Origin of the sequence: Streptomyces sp. CB02980 (assembly GCF_014451325.2) — a bacterium.
Classification (GTDB): Bacteria; Actinomycetota; Actinomycetes; order Streptomycetales; family Streptomycetaceae; genus Streptomyces.
The window spans coordinates 69,256-86,893 of sequence record NZ_JACSCH020000016.1 but is presented as its reverse complement, the minus strand read 5'-3'; the positions used below and the strand labels follow the sequence as shown (position 1 = coordinate 86,893).

At 69.0% G+C, this 17,638-nt stretch carries 15 protein-coding genes and 1 pseudogene; 11 read left to right on the top strand and 5 right to left on the bottom strand.

What is annotated here, in order from left to right:
- Positions 1-102 precede the first annotated feature (102 nt).
- The 4 genes and pseudogenes from E0F75_RS29150 to E0F75_RS29135 form a co-directional block, all read left to right on the top strand.
- Positions 103-903 carry an ABC-2 family transporter protein gene (locus E0F75_RS29150; protein WP_229314036.1) on the top strand — a complete coding sequence of 267 codons (801 nt, stop codon included), beginning with the start codon at positions 103-105 and terminating at the stop codon, positions 901-903.
- A gap of 88 nt (positions 904-991) precedes the next feature.
- On the top strand, positions 992-1,768 hold the full coding sequence (locus tag E0F75_RS29145; protein WP_229314035.1) for an ABC transporter permease: 777 nt from the start codon (positions 992-994) through the stop codon (positions 1,766-1,768).
- Between the two features lie 33 nt (positions 1,769-1,801).
- Positions 1,802-2,800 carry an ATP-binding cassette domain-containing protein gene (locus E0F75_RS29140; protein WP_229313941.1) on the top strand — a complete coding sequence of 333 codons (999 nt, stop codon included), beginning with the start codon at positions 1,802-1,804 and terminating at the stop codon, positions 2,798-2,800.
- Between the two features lie 9 nt (positions 2,801-2,809).
- Positions 2,810-4,081 (top strand): annotated as a pseudogene (locus E0F75_RS29135) (DUF445 domain-containing protein); the annotation flags it as partial.
- Between the two features lie 109 nt (positions 4,082-4,190).
- On the opposite strand, the gene E0F75_RS29130 reads toward E0F75_RS29135, so the two are convergent.
- Positions 4,191-4,490 carry a hypothetical protein gene (locus E0F75_RS29130; protein ID WP_229313939.1) on the bottom strand — a complete coding sequence of 100 codons (300 nt, stop codon included), beginning with the start codon at positions 4,488-4,490 and terminating at the stop codon, positions 4,191-4,193.
- A gap of 61 nt (positions 4,491-4,551) precedes the next feature.
- Entirely contained in the window at positions 4,552-6,318 is a 1,767-nt protein-coding gene (locus tag E0F75_RS29125; RefSeq protein WP_229313938.1) for a DUF262 domain-containing protein, read from the bottom strand.
- A gap of 231 nt (positions 6,319-6,549) precedes the next feature.
- On the opposite strand from E0F75_RS29125, the gene E0F75_RS29120 reads away from it, so the two are divergent.
- Positions 6,550-7,302, top strand: a complete 753-nt coding sequence (locus E0F75_RS29120; protein ID WP_229313937.1) for a hypothetical protein — start codon at positions 6,550-6,552, stop codon at positions 7,300-7,302.
- A gap of 31 nt (positions 7,303-7,333) precedes the next feature.
- Here the strand turns inward: E0F75_RS29120 and E0F75_RS29115 are convergent, their stop codons facing one another.
- Positions 7,334-10,501, bottom strand: a complete 3,168-nt coding sequence (locus E0F75_RS29115; protein ID WP_229313936.1) for a DUF3427 domain-containing protein — start codon at positions 10,499-10,501, stop codon at positions 7,334-7,336.
- Positions 10,502-10,572: 71 nt separating this feature from the next.
- On the bottom strand, positions 10,573-11,577 hold the full coding sequence (locus E0F75_RS29110) for an SEC-C domain-containing protein (protein ID WP_229313935.1): 1,005 nt from the start codon (positions 11,575-11,577) through the stop codon (positions 10,573-10,575).
- A 63-nt stretch (positions 11,578-11,640) separates the two neighbouring features.
- Between E0F75_RS29110 and E0F75_RS29105 the strand changes: the two genes are divergently transcribed.
- Genes E0F75_RS29105 through E0F75_RS29095 form a run of 3 tightly spaced genes read left to right on the top strand, consistent with a single transcriptional unit; the run spans position 11,641 to position 14,152 of the window.
- The gene (locus E0F75_RS29105) at positions 11,641-12,456 is read left to right on the top strand and encodes a class E sortase (RefSeq protein WP_229313934.1); all 816 of its coding nucleotides are present in this window, start codon (positions 11,641-11,643) and stop codon (positions 12,454-12,456) included.
- 23 nt (positions 12,457-12,479) lie between these two features.
- Entirely contained in the window at positions 12,480-12,647 is a 168-nt protein-coding gene (locus E0F75_RS29100) for a hypothetical protein (RefSeq protein ID WP_229313933.1), read from the top strand.
- Positions 12,648-12,685: 38 nt separating this feature from the next.
- Positions 12,686-14,152 carry a sodium:solute symporter gene (locus E0F75_RS29095; protein WP_229314034.1) on the top strand — a complete coding sequence of 489 codons (1,467 nt, stop codon included), beginning with the start codon at positions 12,686-12,688 and terminating at the stop codon, positions 14,150-14,152.
- Here E0F75_RS29095 and E0F75_RS29090 read toward each other — a convergent pair.
- On the bottom strand, positions 14,118-15,539 hold the full coding sequence (locus E0F75_RS29090; protein ID WP_229313932.1) for an MFS transporter: 1,422 nt from the start codon (positions 15,537-15,539) through the stop codon (positions 14,118-14,120). The two genes, E0F75_RS29095 and E0F75_RS29090, sit on opposite strands and share 35 nt — an antisense overlap.
- A 97-nt stretch (positions 15,540-15,636) precedes the next feature.
- Here E0F75_RS29090 and E0F75_RS29085 point away from each other — a divergent pair, with 97 nt between their 5' ends.
- The 3 genes from E0F75_RS29085 to E0F75_RS29075 all read left to right on the top strand — a co-directional run bounded on the left by E0F75_RS29085 (position 15,637) and on the right by E0F75_RS29075 (position 17,525).
- The gene (locus E0F75_RS29085; RefSeq protein WP_229313931.1) at positions 15,637-16,176 is read left to right on the top strand and encodes a helix-turn-helix domain-containing protein; all 540 of its coding nucleotides are present in this window, start codon (positions 15,637-15,639) and stop codon (positions 16,174-16,176) included.
- A 106-nt stretch (positions 16,177-16,282) separates the two neighbouring features.
- Complete coding sequence (locus tag E0F75_RS29080; RefSeq protein WP_229313930.1) at positions 16,283-16,579, top strand: DUF6412 domain-containing protein; 297 nt, start codon at positions 16,283-16,285, stop codon at positions 16,577-16,579.
- A 112-nt stretch (positions 16,580-16,691) separates the two neighbouring features.
- Positions 16,692-17,525 carry a YidC/Oxa1 family membrane protein insertase gene (locus E0F75_RS29075; protein ID WP_229313929.1) on the top strand — a complete coding sequence of 278 codons (834 nt, stop codon included), beginning with the start codon at positions 16,692-16,694 and terminating at the stop codon, positions 17,523-17,525.
- Positions 17,526-17,638: the final 113 nt, after the last annotated feature.

Genomic DNA, 17,638 nt, shown 5'->3' with positions numbered 1-17,638 from the left:
TGCGCTTCGGCGTTTTTCGGTTCTTTGCGGACTCGGGTTCCTTACGGACGTCGGAGCTTCACGGACTTGGATGCTTCACGGACCGGGGAGGAGAGCCGCATGCTGCGGCTGTACGCGACGGTGGCGGCGGGAGCCTTCCGGCGCCATGCCACCTACCGGGTGGCGACGGCGGCGGGGGTGTTCACCAACTCCGTCTTCGGCCTCGTCCTGTCGTACACGTACATCGCCCTCTGGGACGAGCGCCCGCACCTCGGCGGCTACTCGATGGACGACGCGCTCGCGTACGTGTGGATCGGGCAGGCGCTGCTCACGGTCTGCGGGATGATGGGCGGCGGCTTCGAGAACGAGCTGATCGAGCGGATCAGGACCGGCGACATCGCGGTCGACCTCTACCGCCCGGCCGACCTCCAGACCTGGTGGTTCTCGGTCGATCTGGGCAGGTCCGCCTACCAGTTGCTCGGCCGCGGGATCGCTCCGATGGCGGTCGGCTGGCTGGCCTTCCGTTTCACCCTGCCGGCCGGGCCGGGCTCGTGGCTCGCCTTCCTGGTGGCGGTGGCGCTCGGCTCGACGGTCGGTTTCGCGCTCTGGTACGTGGTGGCCATGAGCGCGTTCTGGCTGCTCGACGGCCAGGGCGTGGTCCAGGTGGCCTGGCTGGGCGGCCTGTTCTTCTCGGGGATGCTGCTCCCGCTGAACGTCTTCCCGGGCGCGCTCGGCGAGGTCGCGCGGGCACTGCCGTGGGCGTCGCTGCTCCAGGTGCCGGCCGATGTGTACCTGGGGAGGTACGAGGGCTGGGGCCTGGCGGGGGCGTACGCCTTCCAGGGCGGCTGGGCGCTGGTGCTGCTGGGCGTCGGCCGTGCGGCGCAGGCGGCGGCGACGCGGAAGGTGGTGGTGCAGGGTGGCTGAGGTGACGCGTACGCCCGTGCGGTCCGGAGGCGCGTACGGCCAGGGTCCCGCTCCCGGCCGCCTGGGCGACTCCTGGCGGACGTACCGGATGGTCGCGGGGATGTGGATCCGCTCGACGATGACGTACCGCGCGTCCTTCCTGATCACGCTCTTCACGAACTTCTGCGTCACGTTCTTCGACTTCGTCGTGATCCTGCTGATGTTCGGCCAGGTGAAGGGCCTGGGCGGCTTCACCTTCGCGGAGGTCGCTCTGCTGTACGGGACGGCGGGCACGGCGTTCGGGATCGCGGACCTCACGATGGGCTCGCTCCAGCGGATGGGGGCGCGGGTCAGGGACGGCTCGCTCGACACGTTCCTGATGCGCCCGGCGCCGCTGCTCGCGCAGCTCGCCGGGGACAAGTTCGCGCTGAAGCGGTTCGGCCGGGTCACGCAGGGGCTGGTCGTCCTGGTCTGGAGCCTGTGCCTGCTGGACGTGGCGTGGACGCCGCTGAAGGTGCTGCTGCTGCCGGTGGCGGTGGTGAGCGGGGCGGTGATCTTCGGGGCGGTGATGGTCGTCGGCGCGTCGGTGCTGTTCTGGATGCAGGACGCGGCGGAGGTGACGAACTCGTTCACGTACGGCGGGAACACCCTCCTCCAGTACCCTCCGACGATCTTCGCGCAGGACCTGGTGCGGGGTGTGGTGTACGTCGTACCGCTGGCGTTCGTGAACTGGCTGCCGGCGCTGTACGTGCTGGGCCGGCCGGCCCCGGCGGGGGTGCCGGAGTGGGCGGCGTTCGCGTCGCCGCTGGTGGCGGCGGGGTGTTGCGGGGTGGCGGGGGTGGCGTGGCGGGCCGGGGTCCGTGCGTACCGATCGACGGGAAGCTGAGGGCAGAAGGTGGCGTCGCACACGACGACCGACATGACGACCGGCACGACGACCGATCCGTTCATCGAACTGGAGAACCTGGAGAAGGTCTTCACGGTCCGCAGAAAGGCGGGCCTCCTGCGCCGCGAGAAGCGGGAGGTACGAGCGGTCGACGGCATCAGTTTCACCGTCGAGCGCGGGGAGATGGTCGGCTACATCGGCCCGAACGGCGCGGGGAAGTCGACGACGATCAAGATGCTGACGGGCATCCTCACCCCCAGCGGCGGCCGGCTGCGGGTCGCGGGCATCGACCCTGCGCGCGAGCGCACCCGTCTGGCGCAACGGATCGGAGTGGTCTTCGGCCAGCGGACGACGCTCTGGTGGGACCTGCCGCTGAAGGACTCGTACCGGCTGATGCACCGGATGTACCGGATCCCCGACACTCGCTTCCGGGAGAACCTGGACCGGTGCGTGGAGCTCCTGGAACTGGGGGAGCTGCTCGACGTGCCGGTACGGCAGCTGTCGCTGGGGCAGCGGATGCGCGGGGACATCGCGGCGGCTCTCCTCCACGACCCGGAGGTCCTCTACCTGGACGAGCCGACGATCGGCCTTGACGTGGTGTCGAAGGCGAGGGTCAGGGAGTTCCTGAGCCACCTCAACACCACCGAGGGCACGACGGTCCTCCTGACCACCCACGACCTCACGGACATCGAGCAGCTGTGCTCGCGGGTGATGGTGATCGACCACGGGCGCCTGATGTACGACGGAAAACTGGCGGGTCTGCACGCGGTGGGGGAGAGCGAGCGGCTCCTGGTGGTGGACCTGGAGCGGGAGCTGCCGCCGATCGACGTCCCGGGCGCCCGCTTCGTACGGTCGGAGGGTCCCCGCCAATGGCTCGCCTTCCCGGCCACGGCATCGGCGGCCCCGCTGGTGGCGGAGGTGGCGGCGACGTATCCCCTGCTGGACCTCTCGGTGCGGGAGCCGGACATCGAGACGGTGATCGCGAAGATGTACGGGGGAACTCGGGACGAGCGCCGGGAGTCCCTGATGTAGGAGGTCAGGCCCATGGTGAGTTTTTCGTACACGGCGGCGGACGAGGAGAAGAGCAGAGGCGTCCGCCGGATGAAGTCGCTGGCGACGGCACTGCTGCTCGCCGTGGCGGTGATCTACGCCCTGGCGACCTGGGCGGAGAACGCCGGCTGGGGGCCCTGGACGGGCTATGTCGCGGCGGCGGCGGAGGCCGGCATGGTCGGCGCGCTGGCGGACTGGTTCGCGGTGACGGCCCTCTTCAGGCGCCCCCTGGGCCTGCCGATCCCGCACACGGCGATCATCCCCACGAAGAAGGACCAGCTGGGAGCGTCGCTGGGCCAGTTCGTGGGCGAGAACTTCCTGTCGGCCGATGTCGTACGGGGCAGGCTGGCGGCGCTGGGCATCGGGAGACGCCTCGGCGGGTGGCTGGCGGACCCGGCGCACGCGGACCGGGTGACGGCGGAGCTCTCCACAGCCCTCCGAGGCGCGCTCACCGTCCTTCGCGACTCCGACGTGCAGGCGGTCGTGGGGGAGGCGATCACCCGGCGGGCGGAGGCGGCGGAGATCGCGCCGGGCCTGGGCAAGACGCTGGAGAAGATCGTCTCGGACGGGGCGCACCACCGGGCGGTGGACCTCGTGTGCACCAGGGCTCACGACTGGCTGGTGACCCACGGCGAGTCGGTGATGGACGCGGTGCAGGGCGGCGCCCCGGGCTGGACGCCGCGCTTCGTGGACAAGCGCATCGGCGAACGCGTCTACAAGGAGCTCCTCCGCTTCGTGACGGAGATGCGGGACATGCCGGCGCACCCCGCGCGCGGCGCGATCGACCGGTTCCTGACCGACTTCGCGGCCGACCTCCAGGCGGACACGGACACCCGGGCCCGCGTCGAACGCCTGAAGTCGGACCTCCTGGCCCGCCCGGAGGTCCAGGACATCATCGCCTCGGCCTGGTCCTCGGTCCGCAACCTGATCATCGCGGCGGCGGAGGACGACCGCAGCCAACTCCGCCTCCGCGCCCGCGCGTCCCTGATCTCCCTGGGCAACCGTCTGTCGACGGACGCCCGCCTCCAGAAGAAGGTGGAGGGCTGGGCGGAGGACACGGCGGCCTACGTGGTCACGACGTACCGGCACGAGATCACGTCCCTGATCACGGACACGGTCGCCGGCTGGGACGCCACGCAGACATCGAAGAAGATCGAGGCGAACATCGGCCGCGACCTCCAGTTCATCCGCATCAACGGCACGGTGGTGGGCGCACTGGCGGGCCTGCTGATCTACACGATCAGCCACGCGGCGGGAGGCTGAGGGGCGGGCGGGCGAGGGCCGGGGCCGGGGGCCTGCGGGCGAAGGGCCGTGGGGCGGTGGGGCGAAGGCCGGCGGGCCGTGGGGCGAAGGGCCGGCGGGCCCGGGGTCCCTACTTCCCGCGGGTGACGGCCCAGGAGGCGGCGGCCATGCCCCCGGCGACGGAGAACACCGCGGGCCAGGCGCCGATCTTCTTGGCGAGCGGATGGGACCCGGCGAACGCGGCGACGTAAGCACTGCTCAGCCCCACGGAGGCCTTGACCCCACCCACCTGCTGCCACTCCCGAGCGGCAACGGCCCCGGCCCCCGCAAGCACGACACCCCCGAGGGGCCGCTTCTTGGTCCACCGAGCAACGGCATAACCACCGACGAGCCCGGCAGCGGCGATGAGGGGGGAGGGAATGCGGGGCATGACGGGGCCTTTCGGTTCGACGGGTCGTCCTACGAGCCTACGAGCCCTCCCTCGTTCGGCGTCAGAGAGCCCCGCCATTTCGGGCGCCTACCGGCCACACGTCGACGGCGATCTTGGCGAGATCCGTCTGACGCTCCTCGATGCCGCGCGCGTTCCAGCCACCGCGGTCAAAGTCCCAGAGACGCTCGATGCCCGTCTCCTGAGTGATGAGGAGCGACGAAGAGCTATATGCATGGACCTTCTCCGGGTACGCCTTGTTGGACGCGATCCGATTCTTGCGACCGTGTAGCAGGGTCTGGTTGCCCAGCCGGTTGACCCATGCGGAGTGTTCGTCGAGCCGGAACTCGGGCTCTGGCGTCTGGGGATAGATGTGCTCGACGTGGACAGACGTCGCGCCGGCCACGACCACATCGTCGACGTCTGCATCCCGCCTCAAGTGCTGCTCGATGACAGTGAGCAGGTAACGGGCCTGAGTGCTCCGGGGGATGGGGGCCTGAGCAAAGTCGGACTGGAAGGTCGCGTCGTCAGGGGTCCAGTGGCTGATCTGCTCGAAGGCTGCTTCCGTGGAGAGACCGGAGCTGATTTGCTTGGCCAGGTCGAACAGCTTCTCCTCCAGCAGGGTCGACTCCCGCCGCCCTACGACCGTCCAGCGGACGTAGTAGCTGATGAGGGCCTGCGTCACCCTGACCATCTCGCTGTACGGGGTGTGCTCGGAGATGGCGAGAAGCAGGGGGTAGGCGGCGTCGGCGCTGAGGCTTCTCACCTCGTCCAACAGATTGTCGATGGTTTCTACGCCGGTACCGGACGCGATGAGCTCGATGTACCGTCCCGAGGCGTTCTGGAGTTCTGCCGCGAAGGTACGCACCTCATAGCGAGGGGTCACGGAATCGAACCGCTTGGTCAGGTCCTTCCGGATGGTCGTGTACAGGCTGTGTGAGCGCACATCGCCGTGCCGAGCGACCCAGAAGTGTCGCAGAAACTTCTCTATGTCTTCGCGCCGCTCGAATCCGTCGAGGAGGGATCGCCATGCATTGTTCACCCGCTCCTTCTCTTCGTCGTTGCGGCTCTTCTCCATCAGGAAGTTGCGGACAAGGTCGACGGTCGAGAGATCCTTGCCGCGCGAGTTGATGGTCTCGAATACTTCGTTGGCGTCGCTGGATGTGGGCGTCTGGACTTCGACGAATACAAGACCCTTCACGAGGCACTCGGCCAGTTCATCCAGCCAGTCGAGGCGGTCTTCCTCGGAGTGGATGGACTCCAGGGCGCTGGAGATGTGTCCCTTGAATGAGGTGTAGGAGTCTTGGATGAGCTTGTGTGAGGGACGAGAGGGCTGCTCCGTCAAAGGTGCCCTACCGGTGGCCTCATTCCAATTCTGAATGTAGTCCTTGAAGAAATCCCGGTCGAAGAGGGACAGGGTGAGGAAGTGCTGAGGGTTTGAGTGCCGGCCGTCGCGGCGCGCTATGTAGTCGCGTTGGATGTTGTTTGCCATGACGCGCGCCTCGGTCGAAGCCATGGTTCCTAGGGTGTCCCGGATCGCGGCGATCAAGATGGTCGATGTGGTGAGACGCTGCTGACCGTCGAGGAGGGACCGAGTGGTGATCTTGTCGTCGGTAATGGTGACGATGGGGCCGATGAAATATTCGGAAGATGCCTGGCTACCCGTTGCTCGGGCCCGCATGAACTTCTGAATGTCTGCCCAGTACGTGTCTACTTCGCGCTTCCCCCAAGCGTATTGGCGCTGACTGTCGTCCGGCACCACGACCGGTGGGTTGTTGGCGCCGATCAGCTGGCCGAGCGTCTGGCGGGCTGCGTTCTTGATGATGGCCATGTCGTTCCTCCCCGAGTCTGGCCAGAGGCTATCTCGCCGGAGGGTGTCGACATTGTGAGTGCCACCGTTTGCGTCAAGAGGTGCGTAGTTTATGGTGGATTGTCGCCGAAGTGCCGTGAGTGAGAGTGAGGTGTCTGCTCTGACGTGGGGTGGTAGCTTCGTTTCTTCTTGCAGTCCACGTTGTGAGGGTGGGGGATGGAGACTCGGATTCCCAGGACGAGTGCCCATGGTTTGCACGAGATTCTTGCGCGGGTGCGGGAGTCGGGGGCCAAAGACTTCCGGAGCGGGTGGGCAGGAACCCTCGGCGCGGAGTGGGGTTCATCGGAGTTCGCTCGTCGACACGCCGAGGTTTCCGGCCTTCTTGCGGAAACAATCCGACAGGTCCACGCGTTGCCCGAGGCTCAGCAGCATCGCTATTCGCGCTACTTTCCACAGTGGTGGACAGCCGTTGTTCAACCAGACCTGAACTGGGCGGACCCGGGACGGCCGGCCCGGGTGCTGGTGACGCAGGAGACCCTCGACCATCTGGCCTCGGCGGCTGATCTCCTGGAGAGTGCGCTGGGGGGTACCTGCTCGGCCCCGGCCGGCTCCAACTTGGAAGCTCTCAAGGAGAGTTGCGACACCTGGCTCGGACTGCTCGAGCAGACGCCGGACGAAGAACTCGCGCCCTCCTTGCGTGAGGAGATCGCAGCGCAGATCCGGCATTTGCTGTGGCTGATCGACCATGCGCCTCTTTTCGGCACCGCTCGAATCTCCCGCGAGGCCACCACGGTCATCGGATCGATCGCTCAGGCGTCCACGGTGCTCAGTGGCCAGGATCCCCAGACCGGCGGTAAGTGGAAGCGGGGCTTCATCGCGTTCGTTGCGGCATCTACCCTCCTCGCCACGGGCGCGACACAGCTGCAGACGGCGATCGAGGCGGGCTCCGGCGTGGTCAAGGAAATCACGCAGGTTGTCGAGAGTGTGTCGGGGGCGACCGGATAGACGGCCGGCCGGCCCCGTAGCGGGTGCTGCCTCAGCCCGTTGCGATCGTGGAGTAGGTCCACACGTCGGCGGGCATCTCGTGGCGCAGTTCCCAGGTGATCCCCATGGGCTTGCTGCCCCTGTGGGACACGTATGCGGCCGGGCCGAGGAGAAGCCACGGCTGGGGGCCGCCGATGTCGGTCTTCTTGTAGCGGCGGACGAAGAGGAGCACATGAGAGCCGTCGCTCTGGTGGCTCTGATAGCGGCGGCCTGTCGCCGACGTGTCCGAGGTCCGGTTCTGGGACTCCCAGTGGAAGCGGAGCTCGCTCAAGGCGTAGTCGTGGTAGCGCGTCTGGGGCGAGAAGTCCTTCTCATCCTTTTCGAGGGTGATGAAGAGGGCATCCGTGCTGATGCCCTCGCACCACTTCACGCCTTCACGGAAGTGACCAGGAACGTCTCGGTCCACGAAGGCCTGTCCAAGGGCCGGGAGGATTTCCTCCCGGCTGTACGAGGCGTGGACGGTCAACGGAAGGTCGGCGAGGGGTCGTTCCAGGCTGATGGGGAGGTGGTCGAGCCGCTCCCGTGCATGGGCCAGCACTTGCCGGAGCTCACTTCGGGCGGCGCGATGGGCACGGAGCGACTCCAGCCCTTCCTCGTAGCCAGTGAAGCCACTGAGCGGCCAGAGTGAGAAGTAGAGCATACGAGCGAAGGCCTGATGGCGCTCGCCCAGCGTGCTGTACGGAGGAGCGTCGTCCGCAAGGAGTTCAGAGTAGGCCGCGATGCGCTCGGGGTCGTCGGCGTGGTGGAAGGCAGAGACGCGCTTCAAGAGTGCCTCTTCGCCTTGGGGGCGGTCCTGCGGCAACAGGCCCGAACGACGAAGCAGCCCTGTCCATGAGTTGCCGTTGCCGCGGTAGATCTCCTTCAGTTCGCGTCCGCTCTCCTGAAGGTATGCCGAGAGCTCCGACACTCCGTACCGCCTGACCTCCTGCGCCAGCTGCGTGACATTCACGCTGATCTGGCTGCGGATGTTGTCGATGATCAGTTCCTTGGCCTTCGACTCAAGGATGATCTGGCAGCCGGACGGTAGCTGGGGGAAGTCAAGCTCGATGTTGGCGAGGAGGCGATTGCGCGTCAGGTTGGTGAGGGCGCGGAACTGCTCCTCGAAGCGGAACTCCTTGCGGTGCTGTCCGATGAAGTCCAGGACGGTGAGCACCGCCTTGTTCTGGGTGCGGCGGAGCCCGCGGCCCAACTGCTGGAGGAAGACCGTGGCGCTTGAGGTCGGCCGGAGCAGAAGGAGGGTGTCGACGTCCGGGATGTCCAAGCCCTCGTTGAAGAGGTCGACGGAGAAGATCACTTGGATGTCGCCGGCGCGCAGGTCAGAGAGTGCTTTCCTGCGATCCTCTTGGGGAGTCTCACCCGACAGCGCGACGGCCTTGAGGCCAGCACGTCGGAAGAACTCGGCCATGAAGGTGGCATGGGCGACGGAGACACAGAAGCCGAGGGCCCGCATCGCTCCAGGGTCTGTCACCTTGTCTCGGACAGCCTGAACGACGAGTCGTGCCCTCGCGTCGTTTCCCGTGAAGAGTGTGCTGAGCGCCGAGGCGTCGTAGGCGCCACGCTTCCACTCCACCGCGCTCATATCGGTGTTGTCGGTGATACCGAAGTAGTGGAACGGGCTGAGGAGGTCGTTCTCCAAGGCTTCCCAGAGCCGCATCTCCGCAGCGATGCGTCCATCGAAGAACTCATCCTGAACGTTGCGACCGTCCATTCGCTCGGGGGTCGCCGTGAGCCCTAGGAATTCCTTGGGGCGGAAGTGGTCGATGATCTTTCGGTAGGTCGAAGAGACTCCGTGGTGGAACTCGTCGATGACGATGACATCGAACTGGTCGGGGGACAACTGCTCCAGCCGCTGCGACTTCAGCGACTGCACGCTCGCGAAGACGTGCCGCCACGCGTCAGGAACGAGCCCACTGTGCAGCTCTTCGCCGAAGTTGGCATCGACCAGGACGTCTTGGTAGGTGCGGAGCGACTGGCGAAGGATCTCCTGCCGGTGGGCGACGAACAGCAAGCGCAGGTCCTGACCGTACTGCTGCCGAAGGCGCTTGTAGTCCAGCGCTGCCATGACGGTCTTGCCCGTTCCGGTTGCTGCCACAAGAAGGTTGCGGTGCCGGTCGTGGATGTCACGCTCCACTTGGAGGCGTTCCAGCATGTCCCGCTGGTGCGGGTAGGGCCGTACCTCCAGACCGGACAACGTGATCCGCTGATCCGATGCGGTGCTCTTCCCTTGACCTGCCACCTGGAGCGCCTCACTGAGCCGCGCGGCGTCCCGGTCCGGGTCGTAGGCCTCGAAGGAAGGGTCGCTCCAGTAGGCATCGAAGGTGGCCTCGAACTTGCGGATGACGTCCGGGGTCGCGACGGAAGACAGGCGAACGTTCCACTCCAGCCCATCGAGGAGGGCAGCCTTGGACAGGTTGGAGCTACCGACGTACGCGGTGTCGTAGCCACTGTGTCGCCGGAAGAGCCAGGCTTTGGCATGCAGCCGGGTCGAGCGGAGCTCGTAATTGACCTTCACCTCTGCGTTGAAACGCTGCACGAGGCGATCGAGTGCCTGCCGTTCGGTCGCCCCGATATAGGTCGTCGTGATGACCCGTATCGGGACACCGCGCGCATGGGCTGCTTCAAGTGATTGCTCGATGACCCGCAGCCCGTGCCACTTCACGAAGGCACAGAGAAGATCGACCCGGTCAGCCGTCGCGAGCTCGGCCCGCAGCTCGAACCCGAGACTGGGGTCGTCCGGCGCGTTGGTGATGAGGGCAGCCTCGGCCAGAGGGGTGGCGGGGCGAATCCGGTACGCGCCCTGGGATTCCTGCTCCGCGATCGCAAGGAGCTGGCGGGGGCCGTCGGCAACGAGATCGATCCACTCGCGGGCACCGTCGATGGTGCTCATCGAGTCGAGGATGTGGTTGGCGGCGTGGACGCGGTCCGCCTCGGGTAGTCCCTCCAGGATCCGACGCACTGTGTCGGACACATGCTTGGCAAGGACCCGAGGCGAGGATGCAGGGCCGACGACATCGTCGATGGCATGCCAACCGCGATCCGTGAGCCCCTTGAGCTGCGCTTCAAGCCGGAGAGTTATCAACTGCTCGTAAAGGCCCGAAATCGGCTCGCTGGAGTTCGACAGCTCACCCAACGTCTTCCCCTCCCTGATCGACCTCCTCATTGGTATCAGGAGTCACAGAGACGGCGGTCGCGGATTCGCGATTCAGTACCTGGTGCGGAGGCCTTCTGCCGTCACCCCTGCTCCGCGCCCCCGTGGCACTCCCCGTAAGCCCGCTCCGAACCGCACCAGCACCCCTCGCCCCGTGCCGGCGGCCAAGCCGTCGCCCTGCCCCGGGCCGCCAAGGTCGTTGCGTACTGCGGCAGCAGGTCCGCGTTCGACGGGTGGGTGGATTCCGAGGCTGCGAAGGCTTCGTACGAGGGGACCGTGGCTCGGACGATGCCCAGGTTCGGGGTGCCCGCCTGGGCGAGTTCTCGGAGGGAGGCCTCGATGTCCGTCAGGTGGGCTCTGTACGTGGGGTACTCCGCTTCCAGTTCCGGGTACGCCGCAAGCAGCTCGTCCAGTTCCGGTTCCGGCCAGTGCAGGACCGCCACCGGGAACGGGCGGGAGAGGGCCGTGCGGTAGGTGCCCAGTTCCGAGCGGAGGCGGTTGATCTCTGCTTGCAGTTCCGCCGGGTCCTCCGAGCCCAGTGACCACAGGCGCTTCGGGTCGTGCAGTTCGTCCAGCGGGACGGCCGCCGTGTGCAGGCGGTCCGCCTGGTCGTCCCAGTCGTCGTGCCCCAGCGCCAGCATCCGGCGGATGCGGTGGCGGGTCGTGAGGAGCGACTGTGTCGCGTGGGGGAGTTCCACGGACGTGACCAGCAGCGCCGCCGCTTCCGTCAGCGTCTTCTCCGCCGCCTCCAGTTCGTCGTGCGCCTCCAGCGTCTCCGCCGCGATCTCCCACGGTGCCGCGTCCGTGGGCCGTGCGCTCCGGATGCCTTCGATGATCGCCCGGGCCTCCGCCTCGTGGCCGTACTCCCACAGGTTCGCCGCCTTCAGCGACCTGATCAGGAGCGGGTTCGCGGGGGAGGAGGAGAGCAGCGTGTCGTACAGGGCCGTCGCTGCCTGGCGGTCGCCCGCCAGTTCCAGGTGTGCCGCGGCCTGGAGGTGCAGGGGTTCCCGGTCTCCCGGGTACTGCGCTGCCGTGCGCAGCAGGCGCTCGGCTTCGGTGGTGTGGGCGGCAGGCGTGTCGGGGCGCATGCTCTCCACCGTACTGCTGTACGGGCCTGGAGAGTTGGCGCCTCAACGCTTATCGTGCCCCGCGTGCGGGCCAGGGTGGGGCAGCGGGTGCCGGTCGTCGTCCAGTCGCGAGGGCGGCGCCGTACCGGTGCGCGCGTGCTGTGGGTGTGCGCCGAGACCGTCGTCACCTGTGGCGTTGTCGTTCTGCTTCTCGTGGTGCATCAGCTCTGGTGGACCAACCAGCAGGCCCGCGCCGAGGCCCTTCAGCAGGTGCGGGTTCTTGAGCGGGAGTGGGACATCTCTCCCCCCGCCAGCACGACCAGCACCACCAGCCCCACCAGTGCCGGTGGTCCTTCCAGTACCTCCGATTCCTCCAGTGCCGGCGCTCCCCCCGTTGAATCCGGCGACCCCGCCCGTCGCCCCACCGCCGGTCCCGTCCCGGGCGGGCGCGACGTGACCCCCTCCTCCGCCTTCGCCGTCCTCCGTATCCCCCGCCTCGGCCTCACCGTCCCCGTCGCCCACGGTGTCTCCAAGCGGTCCGTCCTCGACAAGGGGTACGTCGGGCACTACCCCGGCGCCGCCGCCCCCGGCCGTACCGGGAACTTCGCTCTCGCCGGGCATCGCAACACCCACGGCGAGCCCTTCCGGTACCTCGACCGGCTCGCCGAGGGGGACGTCATCTCCGTGCGGACCCGGGGGGCCACGTACACCTATCGCGTCGATCAGATCCTGCCCCGCACCGCTCCCCGGGACGTGGGGGTCGTGCGGGCCGTGCCCCGGTCGATCGTCAAGCCCTCGTACGGGTACGACGCCCCGGGCGCCTATCTCACCCTCACCACCTGCACCCCCGAGTTCAGCAGTGCCTACCGGCTCGTCGTCTGGGCGAAGCTCGTCCCGTAGTCGGGCTCGTTAGGGTCGACCGGGTGATCAGACGTCGGCCCCATCTGCTGTGGCTCCTCCTCCCGTACCTTCTGTTCGTCGTCGCGCTGCCGTTCGTGAACCGGGTGCCGTTGTTCGTTCTCTGGCTGTTGGGGGCGACGCTCGTCACCCCCGTCGCCGTCGCCCTCGCCCGGCGGGGGGACCGGTCGTGAGTTCCGCCGCCGTCGCCGTATCCGTCTTCGCGTCCTTCATGGTGCTCACCGTTGTTCTCGGGCTGCTTGCCGTGCGCCGGCATCAGACCGGTGGGCTCGACGCCTGGTCCGTCGGCGGGCGTTCGCTCGGGCCGGTCTTCATCTGGGTGCTCATGGCGGGGGAGGGGTACACCAGCTTCAGCTATCTCGGCGCCGCCGGGTGGGGCTACAACTACGGCGCCCCCGTGCTCTACGTCGTCGCGTACATGTCCTGCGGCTACGCCGTCGGTTACGTCGTCGGGCCCATGCTCTGGGGGTACGCCCGCAAGCACGGGCTCGTCGCCCTCAGCGACATGGCCGCCCACCGGTACCGCCGGCCCTGGCTCGGTGCGGCCGTCGCCGTCCTCGCGACCGTGTTCCTGCTGCCGTACATCCAGCTTCAGATCACCGGCATGGGCGTGGTCGTCTCCACGATCTCGTACGGGACCATCGGTCTCGACCTCGCCTACTTCCTCGCCTTCGCCGTGACCACCGGGTTCGTGGTGGTCAGCGGGCTGCGGGGGAGTGCCTGGGTCTCCGTGCTCAAGGACGCCCTCGTCGTGCTCACCTTGGGGTTCCTGTTCGTGTACGTGCCCCTGCACTACTTCGGTGGGTTCGGGGAGTTCTTCGGGCGGCTCGTCGACGAGAAGAGCGAATGGCTGAGGCTTCCCGGGCACGGCGGCGAGGAGAGCGGGTACGGGGTCGGCTGGTTCGCCTCCACCACCGTGCTCAACTCCCTCACCGTCGTCATCTTCCCGACCACCGTCGCCGGATACCTCGGCGCCCGGGACGCCGACACCCTCCGTCGCAACGCCGTCTGGCTGCCCGCGTACAACGTCCTGCTCTTCGTCCCCATGCTCCTCGGCACCGCAGCCCTCTTCGTCGTTCCCGGGCTCGTCGGCGCCGAGTCGAACCTCGCGCTGTTCAAGCTGGTCACGGACGCGCTGCCCGCCTGGGCCGTCGGGATCGTCGGTGTCGCCGCCGCGCTCTCCTCGATCGTGCCGATGGCGGTGTTCATGCTGGTCATCGGCACCATGTGGGGGCGGAGCGTGCTCAGTCTCGTGCCCCGGCTGCGGGCTCGTGAGAAGGGGCTGTCCCAGTTCGTCGTGGTCGTCGCCGGGGCACTCGCGCTCCTCATGACGTACACCGCGCCCAACACCCTCGTACGCCTCTCCCTCATCTCGTACGAGGGGATGGCCCAGCTCCTGCCCCTGCTGCTGCTGGGGCTCGTGTGGCGCCGGATGACCGTGGTGGGCGGGGTGTGCGGGCTCGTGGTCGGGGTGGTGATCGTCTGCGCGCTCGTCTTCTCCGGGAACGATCCGCTGTGGGGCGTCAACGCCGGGCTGCTCGCCCTTGTCGTCAATCTCCTCGTGAGCGTGGTCGTCAGTCTGTACGGGCCGCCCGAGCGCGGTGACCAGCGCGCCGACGAGGAGGTGCTCGCCCGCGAGGAGTTCACCGACGCTGCCGTCGTCCGAGCGTCAGCGTGAGCCCCGCGCCCGCCAGGGCCAGTGCCGCCGCCACCAGGACCGCCGTGTCCGGGCCCGCCGTCGCCAGCGCCAGCATCAGGGCCACGCCCGCCGAGGAGCCGATGTAGCGGGCGGTGTTGTTGGCGCCCGAGCCCATCGCCGCGCGCTCCGGCGGTACGGAGTCGACCGCGAGGCGCGGCAGGGCGGCGTTCAGGAGGCCGCTGCCCGCGCCCGCCACCAGGAGGCCCGGGAGGAGGCGGGGCCAGGAGCCGGCCGGGCCCTCCAGGCCGCCGAGCAGGGCCAGGACCCCCGCCGCCGACAGGACGAAACCCAGGGCCAGTTGGTACGGGGCGGAGAGGCGGCCCGCGAGTCGACGGGCTTGCAGGGCCACGACGAACGCCGTGCCCGACCAGAGCACGAACAGCCACGCCGCGCCCAGCGGGGACATCCCGGCACCTGCCCCGTCCCCGGCACCGCCGCCCTGGAGCAGCGCCGGCACCACGCTGAACAGGCCGATCACCGCCAGGCCCGTGAACAGCGCCCCCAGCGTCGACGCCAGGAACGCCGGCCGCCGCAGCAGCGCCAGATCCACCATGGGCGTACGGCTCCGGTGCTCGGCCAGCACGAACAGCGCCGTCAGGGCGAGGGAGGCGAGCAGCAGGAGGCCCACCTGGGGGCGCAGCCAGCCGTCCCGGCCGAGGGTGAGTGCGGTGAGCAGGGCCGCCAGGGCCAGGCCGAGGGCCGTCGCGCCCGCGATGTCGGGGCGGGCGCCTGAACCGCCGGATCTCCCTGCCGCCCCGTCGGCCGGCAGCAGTCGCGCCCCCGCCCCCGCGATCACCAGCGTCGCCGCGCCCAGGACCTCGTACGCGAGCCGCCAGTCCACCAGGCTCAGCGCGCCCGCGAGGAGCGGGCCCAGCGCGATGCCGGCGCTGACGGACGCGCCCCAGATCCCGGTCGCCCTGATCCGGTCCCGGCCGGCCGGGTACGCCTGGGCCAGCAGGCCGAGGCTGCCCGCGAGGACCGCCGCGCTCGCCGCGCCCTGGGCGATCCGGGCCGCGGTGAAGGTGGCCGTGGAGCCCGCGAAGGCGCCGAGGGCGGTGGTGAGGCCGAGGGCGAGGGTGCCGAGGAGGAAGACCCGGCGGCGGCCGTGCGCGTCGGCGAGGCTGCCGGCCACCAGGAGGAGGACGGCGAGGCCGAGCGGGGTGCCGTTGAGCAGCCAGGCCCGGGCGGAGGCCGGGGTCCCGAACGCGGCGGCCATGTCGGGGAGGGTGAGCATCGGGGCCGTGTAGTTCATCAGCGCGACGGCGGTGGCCGCGGCGGTGACGCCGAGCGTGGCCCCGGGGCGGGTGTGGCTGCGGATGCCCCGGGGCGGGGCGGGGGTGTGGGCGGTGGACGCGGGCTGGGACATGGCGGGGACCTTTCCACCCGTCGGTTCGGTGAACGAACTCTGTGCGAGACGGCCAAGGTACCAGGAAGGTTCATTCATTGAACCTGGATTGGGTACGATGAATTCCATGGCTCTCGGCAAGGACTACGCCCACCAGCAGTGCTCCATCGCCCGCGCCCTCGAAGTCATCGGGGAGCGCTGGACCCTGCTCGTCGTGCGCGACGCCTTCTACGGCGTCCGCCGCTATAACGACTTCCTCGTGCACCTCGGCGCGCCCCGCGCCGTCCTCGCCGCCCGCCTCCAGGCCCTCGTGGAGGCGGGAGTCCTCGACCGGCGGCGCTACCAGGAGTCGCCCCCGCGCGACGAGTACGTGCTCACCGACCGCGGTCTCGCCCTCTGGCCCGTCCTGCGCTCGCTCGGCGCCTGGGGGCGGGCCGAGGTTCCCGGAGCCGTGGCGGTGCGCCACTTCCACCACGCCGACTGCGGTACCGAACTCGGGCCGTACGGCGAGTGCCCGGCCTGCCGCGTCCCCGTACCGCCCGGCGACGTCGAGATGCGGCCCGGTGCCGGGCTCGACCGGGACCCCGCGGACCCGGTCAGCCGTGCCCTGCTCGCGCCCCGCCGGCTCCTCGTCGCCCTGGACCACGCGAATCTCTGAACCCGCCGTGAGTGCGGGAACTCCTGGGGCGTTCCGTACGTCCTCTCGGTGAGAAACCGCGTGTACGCGGGTGAAACGGCGTGCTCACGCGAGAGAGGGGGGCGGAATGACGACCAGGAGTCTTGTCCTGCGCGTGCTCGCGCCGCTGTTCTTCCTCCTCGCCCTCGCCGATCTGCTGCTCTCCGACGGTGGCGGCGTCTCCGCCGCCGTCGCGCTCGCCGCGACCACCGTCGTCTGCGCCCTGATCGGAGCCCGTACGGCCCCGGCCGTGCCGCCCACCGCCGTGCGCACCGCCATCCGCGACCGCGAGCGGCGCACCGCCTTCCTGCCCCAGCGCGATCCCGACGCCGCGGGGCGTCGCAGACCCCGCGCTCCCGGCCGTCCCCTCCTGACGGCCGCGTAGGGAGCCCCCGCACCACATCACCCCGGACACCTCACCGGGCATCCCCTCGCGGATCCGTCATGCCGAGACCGACATCTCCCCGGCACGACGAGACCCCACGGAGGGCTCCCCCATGTCCGTCATCCTCTCCGCCTTCGGCTCCCTGGTCGAGCGGCTGGCCTCCCTGCTCGAACCGCTCTTCGCCACCACCGCCACGGCCGCCGCGATCGTCCTCTTCACGATGCTCGTGCGGCTCGCGGTCCACCCGCTGTCCCGGGCCTCCGCCCGAGGGCAGAAGGCGCGCACCCGGATCGCGCCGGAGCTCGCCGCGCTCCGCAAGAAGCACGCCAAGAACCCCGAGCGGCTGCGGAAGGCGGTGACCGAGCTGCACGCGCGGGAGAAGGTCTCGCCGTTCGCCGGGATCCTGCCCAGCCTGCTCCAGGCGCCCGCGTTCCTGCTGATGTACCACCTGTTCGCCGGCGACCGGATGGCCGGGCACACCCTGCTCGCCGCCCCGCTCGGCGACCACTGGGCCGACGCCCTCTCCCACGGCGGCCCCTTCGGCCCGGCCGGCCGGGTCTATCTGGTCCTCTTCGCGCTCGTCGCCGCCGTGGCCACGTACACGTACCGCCGTACGAAGGCGCAGCTCGCCGCCCAGCCCCTGGACCTGGGCCAGCCCACGCCGGGCGCGGGCGCCATCGCCAAGGTGATGCCGCTGCTCTCCTTCGCCACCCTGATCACGGTCGCCGTGGTCCCCCTCGCCGCCGCCCTCTACGTCGTCACCAGCACCACCTGGACCGCCGTCGAACGCACCCTTCTCTTCCGGGAGCGCCCCGAGCAGGGCGAGAAGGAAAGCGAGAAGGAAAGCGATAAGGAGGGCGAGCAGGAAAGCGCGCCGAAGGGCCGGAAGAAGGGCGCGAGGAGGAGCGAGAAGAAGGGGCGCGCGCCGCTTGCTACTCGCGCGTAAGGGTCCAGTGGCTGAACGGGGTCTTGCAGAGTGACCCGTTCTCTTGGAGGATCGACCAATCCTCCGATGGCCGCACTCCATCGGCCGGGGTACCTCAGGGCCCTTTCCCGGGC